Origin of the sequence: Thermoflexus sp. (genome assembly GCF_042408365.1) — a bacterium.
In the GTDB taxonomy this organism is placed as follows: Bacteria; Chloroflexota; Anaerolineae; order Thermoflexales; family Thermoflexaceae; genus Thermoflexus.
Genome location: NZ_JBHOQJ010000264.1, coordinates 1 through 6,136 on the forward strand (window position 1 = coordinate 1; position 6,136 = coordinate 6,136).

At 66.9% G+C, this 6,136-nt stretch carries 7 protein-coding genes; all 7 read right to left on the reverse strand.

Annotated elements, in window-relative coordinates; translation table 11 throughout:
* Positions 1-400: 3-isopropylmalate dehydratase small subunit (locus tag ACFMO5_RS12055; protein ID WP_376793000.1), on the reverse strand; the 400-nt coding region annotated here is incomplete at its 3' end.
* A 12-nt stretch (positions 401-412) separates the two neighbouring features.
* Positions 413-574 carry a hypothetical protein gene (locus ACFMO5_RS12060; protein WP_376793001.1) on the reverse strand — a complete coding sequence of 54 codons (162 nt, stop codon included), beginning with the start codon at positions 572-574 and terminating at the stop codon, positions 413-415.
* Positions 575-612: 38 nt separating this feature from the next.
* Complete coding sequence (gene leuC / locus ACFMO5_RS12065; protein WP_376793002.1) at positions 613-1,893, reverse strand: 3-isopropylmalate dehydratase large subunit; 1,281 nt, start codon at positions 1,891-1,893, stop codon at positions 613-615.
* Between the two features lie 114 nt (positions 1,894-2,007).
* Entirely contained in the window at positions 2,008-3,591 is a 1,584-nt protein-coding gene (locus tag ACFMO5_RS12070) for a 2-isopropylmalate synthase (protein WP_376793003.1), read from the reverse strand.
* Between the two features lie 31 nt (positions 3,592-3,622).
* Positions 3,623-4,624: a ketol-acid reductoisomerase gene (ilvC, locus tag ACFMO5_RS12075; protein WP_376793004.1), complete on the reverse strand. Its 1,002-nt coding sequence runs from the start codon at positions 4,622-4,624 to the stop codon at positions 3,623-3,625.
* 51 nt (positions 4,625-4,675) lie between these two features.
* On the reverse strand, positions 4,676-5,191 hold the full coding sequence (gene ilvN / locus ACFMO5_RS12080) for an acetolactate synthase small subunit (RefSeq protein WP_376793005.1): 516 nt from the start codon (positions 5,189-5,191) through the stop codon (positions 4,676-4,678).
* A gap of 17 nt (positions 5,192-5,208) precedes the next feature.
* Positions 5,209-6,136, reverse strand: a 928-nt coding sequence (locus tag ACFMO5_RS12085) for a thiamine pyrophosphate-dependent enzyme (RefSeq protein ID WP_376793006.1), incomplete at its 5' end; no start/stop codon positions are given.

Here is a 6,136-nt window from a genome sequence, read left to right on the forward strand (position 1 = left end):
GGCCGGTCCGCAGGTGGCGGATCTCCCCGGTGTCCAGGCGGACCTCCAGTTCGTCGCCGGGCTGGACGGCCTCCACGGCCTCAGGGCACTCCAGCACCGGGAGGCCGATGTTGATGGCGTTCCGGAAGAAGATGCGGGCGAAGGATTTGGCGATGACGCAAGAGACGCCGGCCGCCTTCAGGCTGATGGGCGCGTGCTCGCGGGAGGAGCCGCTCCCGAAGTTCCGGCCCGCCACCACGATGTCGCCGGGCTGCACCTTGCGGGGGAACTCGGGGTCCACCCCCTCCATGCAATGCGCGGCCAGCTCCTTCGGATCGGTGGTGTTCAGATACCGGCCCGGGATGATCACATCGGTATCGATGTTGTCCCCGAACACCCAGGCATGCCCCTGGAAGCGCATTTCCCTCCCTCCCTATTCCCCATCGGGTTCCACGAAGTTGTAGCACCCCATCATGCAGTCCACCACCCACTCCATCGAGCGGTGAACGCCGTCCGGGCCGTCCGCGCCCTCCGGCTCCCAGGACGCGACGGCCTCCTCCAGAACCTCCTCCCAGATCCAGCGGCGCTCGTCCATCACAGCTCCTCCATCCCTAAGTGGGAAATGCTTCCCCATCACGCGGCGACCGCCTCCACCCCGACCTCCTCCGGGCTGGCGATGCGGCCCAGGATCGCGCTGGCGGCGGCCACCGCCGGGTTGGCCAGATACACCTCGCTGGCCGGATGGCCCATCCGGCCGACGAAGTTGCGGTTGGTGGTGGAGACGCAGCGCTCCCCGGGCCCCAGCACCCCCGAGTAGCCGCCCATACACGGGCCGCAGGACGGCAGGCCCACCACCGCGCCGGCCTCCACAAAGATGTCGATCAGCCCCTCCGCCAAGGCTTGACGGTAGGTGGGGCCGCTGCCCGGGATGATGATGCACCGGACCTCCGGATGGACCTGCCGGCCTTGGAGGATCCGAGCGGCCACCCGCAGATCCTCGATACGCCCGTTCGTGCACGAGCCGATGAACACCTGGTCGATCGGAACGTCCGCCAGCTCGCTCACCGGCCGCACATTGGAGGGCAGATGGGGCACCGCCACCACCGGCTCCCAATCGCTGACGTCGAAGTCCAAATCGGCCGCATACTGGGCGTCCGGATCGTCCGCATAAACGGTGAAGGGGCGCTTGGCCCGCGGGCGGACGTAATCCAAGGTCTTCTCGTCCACCTCCATCAGCCCTGCCTTCGCCCCCGCCTCGATCGCCATGTTGGTGATGGTGAACCGCCCATCCATCGAGAGGGACCGGATCACCGGCCCCGTGAAGAACATCGCCATGTAAAGCGCGCCGTCCACGCCGATGCGCCCGATGGTGTGGAGGATGAGATCCTTGGCCATCACCCACGGCCGGAGCGTCCCGTGGTAGAACAGGCGCATCGTGGGGGGCACCTTCAGCCAGATCCGGCCGGTGGCCATGGCCACCGCCGCGTCGGTGGAGCCGACCCCGGTGGAGAAAGCGCCCAGGGCGCCGTATGTGCAGGTATGGGAATCGGCTCCGATGATGATCTCCCCGGGCAACACCAGCCCCTGCTCCGGCAGCACGATATGCTCGATGCCGCCGTCGCGCCCGCCCTCGAAGTACAGGATCCCCTTCCGCCGGGCCCAGCCGCGCACCGCCATACACTGCTCGGCGGCCTTGATGTTGGGCGGGGGGACGAAGTGATCGGCCACGAAAGCGACCCGCCCCTGATCGAAAACCCCCTCCACCCCAAGCTTCTCAAACTCCTGAATGGCCAGGGCAGCCGTGATATCGTTGGCCATCACGAAATCCACCTGCACCTCCACCAGCTCGCCGGGCTCCACGCGTTCCACCCCTGCATGGGCGGCGATGATCTTCTCGGCCATCGTCATGCCCATCGGTGAACCTCCGATTCGACGGTTTGGATGGTGGGCACCTGGAAATGCGTTCAAGGCTTCCCCTGGGCTCCGCAGAGACCGGTGGGGCCACCCCGCAAAGGCCGCGGGCCCAGGTCATGGCGCCGGGATCGACAGCTCCACCTGGACGCGTGAGGCGGTCCGCATCAGCCGCAGCAGGGCGTTGAGATAGGCCTTGGCGGCGGCCACCACGATATCGGTATCCACACCGAATCCCCCTGCCAGCTCCCCCGTCTGGGGATCCTCGGCCTGGACGAAGACCCGGCCCATCGCGTCGCGCCCGGGGGTCACCGCGTGGACGTTGAACTCCAAGAGATGGGCCTGCACCCCGAGGGCGGCCTCGACGGCCCGGTAGGCCGCATCCACCGGCCCGTTCCCGGTTCCCGTCCCCACCCGCGTCTCGCCGTCGGGACCGATCAGGCGAACGGTGGCGGTAGCGATCAACGGCGTGCCGCAGGTCACCTGTAAGGTGTCCAGCCGCCAGGCCTGCCCGCTGCTTTGCGCGAAATCCGCCATCAGCGCTTCCAAGTCGAAGTCCGTCACATACTTCTTGCGATCGCATAACGCCTTGAACCGGTTGAACGCCTCCTCGAAGGCGTCGGGGGGAAGATGATACCCCATCTGCTCCAGCCGAACCCGGAAGGCGTGCCGGCCGGAGTGCTTCCCCAGGACCAGACGGGACTCCGGCACCCCCACCGTCTCCGGCCGCATGATCTCGTAGGTCAGCGGGTTCTTGAGCATCCCATCCTGGTGGATCCCGGCTTCATGGGCGAAGGCGTTGGCCCCCACGATCGCCTTGTTGGGTTGGACCGGGATGCCGGTCAGGGCGCTCACCAGGCGGCTGGTGCGGTAGATCTGCGTGGTATCGATGTGGGTGCGCACCCCGAACACATCCCGCCGGGTGTGAAGGGCCATGACCACCTCTTCGAGGGCGGTGTTCCCCGCCCGTTCCCCGATGCCGTTGACCGTGACCTCCACCTGGCGGGCGCCGTTGCGGATGGCGGCCAAGGTGTTGGCCGTGGCCAGCCCCAGGTCGTTGTGACAGTGGGCGGAGAGAACCACCCGCTCCACCCCTGGGACCCGACGGCGGATCTCCGCGAAGAGGCTGCCGAATTCCTCGGGGGTGGTATAGCCCACCGTATCCGGGATGTTCAACGTGGTGGCCCCGGCCTCCACGGCCACGGTCAGGGCCTGCATCAGGAAATCCCGATCCGTGCGCCCCGCATCCTCAGGGGAGAACTCCACATCGTCGCACAAGCGGCGGGCGTAGGCGACCATCTCCCGGATGCGGGCCAGGCATTCCTCCCGGGTCATGCGCAGCTTGTACTGCAGGTGGATGTCCGAGGTCGCCAGGAAGACGTGGATGCGGGGGCGGGGGGCCTCCCGCACCGCCTCCCAGCAGGCGTCGATGTCCTCCCGGTTCGCCCGGGCCAGCCCGGCGATCACCGGCGGCCCGTTGGGCCGCTCCTTCCCCATCGGCCCGATCTCCCGGGCGATCCGGCGCACGGCCTCGAAATCGCCGGGCGAGGCGATGGGGAAGCCCGCCTCGATGATGTCCACCCCCAGGCGGACCAGCTGGCGGGCGATCTCCAGCTTCTCCTCCACCGTGAGGGTGGCGCCCGGTGATTGTTCGCCGTCGCGCAGCGTGGTATCAAAGATCCGAACGACATCCTCCTCCATACCTGCCTCCTTGCGTCGAGTGGGGTGGACCCTACACTTCCTTTGGGTTCAGCCAGGGCATCATCGCCCGGAGGCGACGGCCCACCTCCTCGATGGGATGCCGGCGCTCCTCCTCCCGCTTCGCGTTGAACCAGGGGCGGCCCTTGACGTTCTCCTCGATCCATTCCTCAGCGAAGGCGCCGCTGCGGATCTCTTCCAAGATCTGCTTCATCGTGGCCCGCACATGGTCGTCGATCACCCGCGGGCCGCTGCGGTAATCGCCGTATTCCGCGGTGTCGCTCACCGAGTAGCGCATATACGAGAGGCCGCCCTGATACATCAGGTCCACGATGAGCTTCAGCTCGTTCAGACACTCGAAATAGGCGATCTCCGGTTGGTAACCGGCCTCCACCAGGGTCTCGAAGGCTGCCTTGATGAGATGGGTCACCCCGCCGCACAGGACCACCTGCTCGCCGAAGAGGTCCGTCTCCGTCTCCTCCGCGAAGGTGGTCTCGAGCACCCCGGCCCGAGTGCATCCCAGGCCCTTGGCATAGGCCAAGGCCGTTGGCAGGGCCTTCCCCGTGGCATCCTGGTGCACGGCCACCAGGGCGGGGACCCCTCCCCCCTCCTGGAAGACCTCTCGCATTCGGTGGCCGGGGGATTTCGGGGCCACCATGCTCACATCCACATCGGGGGGCGGGACGATCTGGCCGAAGCGGATGTTGAAGCCATGGGCGAACATCAAGGTCTTGCCGGGGGCCAGATGGGGGGCGACCGCCTCCCGGTAGAGGGCCGGCTGGGCCGGGTCCGGCACCAGCATCACGATGATATCCGACCGCCGCACCGCCTCCGCCACCTCATACACGGGGAGGCCATCCGCCTCCGCCTTCTCCCAGGACTTGCTGCCCCGGTAGAGCCCCACGCACACATCGCAGCCGCTGTCCCGGAGGTTCAGGGCGTGGGCGTGGCCTTGGCTGCCGTAGCCCAACACGGCGATCCGCCGACCGTTCAAGAGACCGAGATCCGCGTCGACGTCGTAGTAGATGCGCGCCATCGGATACCTCCTTGGAAAAAGATGGGCAGGAACCAGGTCTTCCAGGTGGGCTCAGGCGGCCTCGGCGATGCGATCCGCCGGTGTAGCCTCCGCCTGGCCCCGGATCATCGCCATCGGCCCGGCGCGGGTCACCTCCACCACACCGAACCGCTGCAGGCGGGCGATGCATGAGTCCACCTTGTCCGTCGACCCGGTCACCTCCACGATGAGGGTCTCCGGGCCCACATCCACGATCCGGGCCCGATAGAACTCCGCCAGCTGCGCGATCTCCACCCAGGCTTCCGAGGGGGCCCGGACCTTCACCAGCGCCATGTCCCGGATCACCAGCGGGCGCTCCCCCCAGTCCTCCACAGCCTTCACGCAGAGGAGCTTCTCCAAATTCGCCCGGATGCGATCCGGATCGGCCTGCTGGGGATCCACCGGGATCAACAACCGGAGATCCTGGGGATCCTCGGTGCGGCACACCGAGATCGTGTCCACCGGCAGATGGCGCCGGCGCAGCAGATGGAACACCCGGTTCAAGCTTTCCACAGAGTTCTCGATCGTCACGGCCAACCAGTGGGGCATCTCATCCTCCTCGCCGGTCATGGCGTCGCCTTCACGCCTGGGGCGATCAGCAGATCGAACACCGTCATCCCCGACGGGATCATCGGGAAGCAGTTCTCCTCGGGGTCCACCAGGATGTCGACCACCACGGGCCGGTCGGTGATGGCCAGGGCCTGCCGGATGGCCGGCTCGACCTGATCCGGCCGCTCCACCCGGATCCCCGCCGCGCCCACCGCCTCCGCCATGCGGGCGAAGTCCGGGTTGGCCAGGTAGACAGCCGAGTAGCGTCGGTTGTAGAACAGCTCCTGCCACTGGCGGACCATGCCGAGATACCGGTTGTTGATGATGAAGACTTTGATGGGAAGGTGCCACTCGACGGCGGTGATCAAAGCCTGGAAGGTCATCTGGAAGGAGCCGTCGCCGTTGATGTTGATCACCAAGCGATCCGGGCGTCCGAGCTGGGCCCCGACCGCCGCCGGCAGGCTGAAGCCCATCGTCCCCAACCCGCCGGAGGTGATGCAGGTCCGCGGCTCCGTCCATGTGAAGAACTGGGCCGCCCACATCTGGTGCTGGCCCACATCCAGGGTGACGATGGGCCTATGCTCCTTCGTCAACTCATAAATCATCTGGATGGCGAACTGAGGCTTGATCACATCGTCGCCCTGGCGATAGCGCAGCGGATAGCGCGCCTTCCAGTCCTGGATCTGACGCCACCATGCCTCGGTGTCGGGCGGCCGGACCATAGGGAGCAACGTGCGCAGCACCTGCTTGGCGTCGCCGATCAAGGCCACATCGGCCTTCCGGTTCTTGTTGATCTCCGCCGGGTCGATATCGATGTGGATCACCTTCGCATGGGGCGCGAAGGCGGAGAGCTTGCCGGTCACCCGGTCGTCGAACCGGGCGCCGACGGCGATGATGAGGTCGGAGAAGTTAATGGCGAAATTGGCGTAAACGGTCCCATGCATC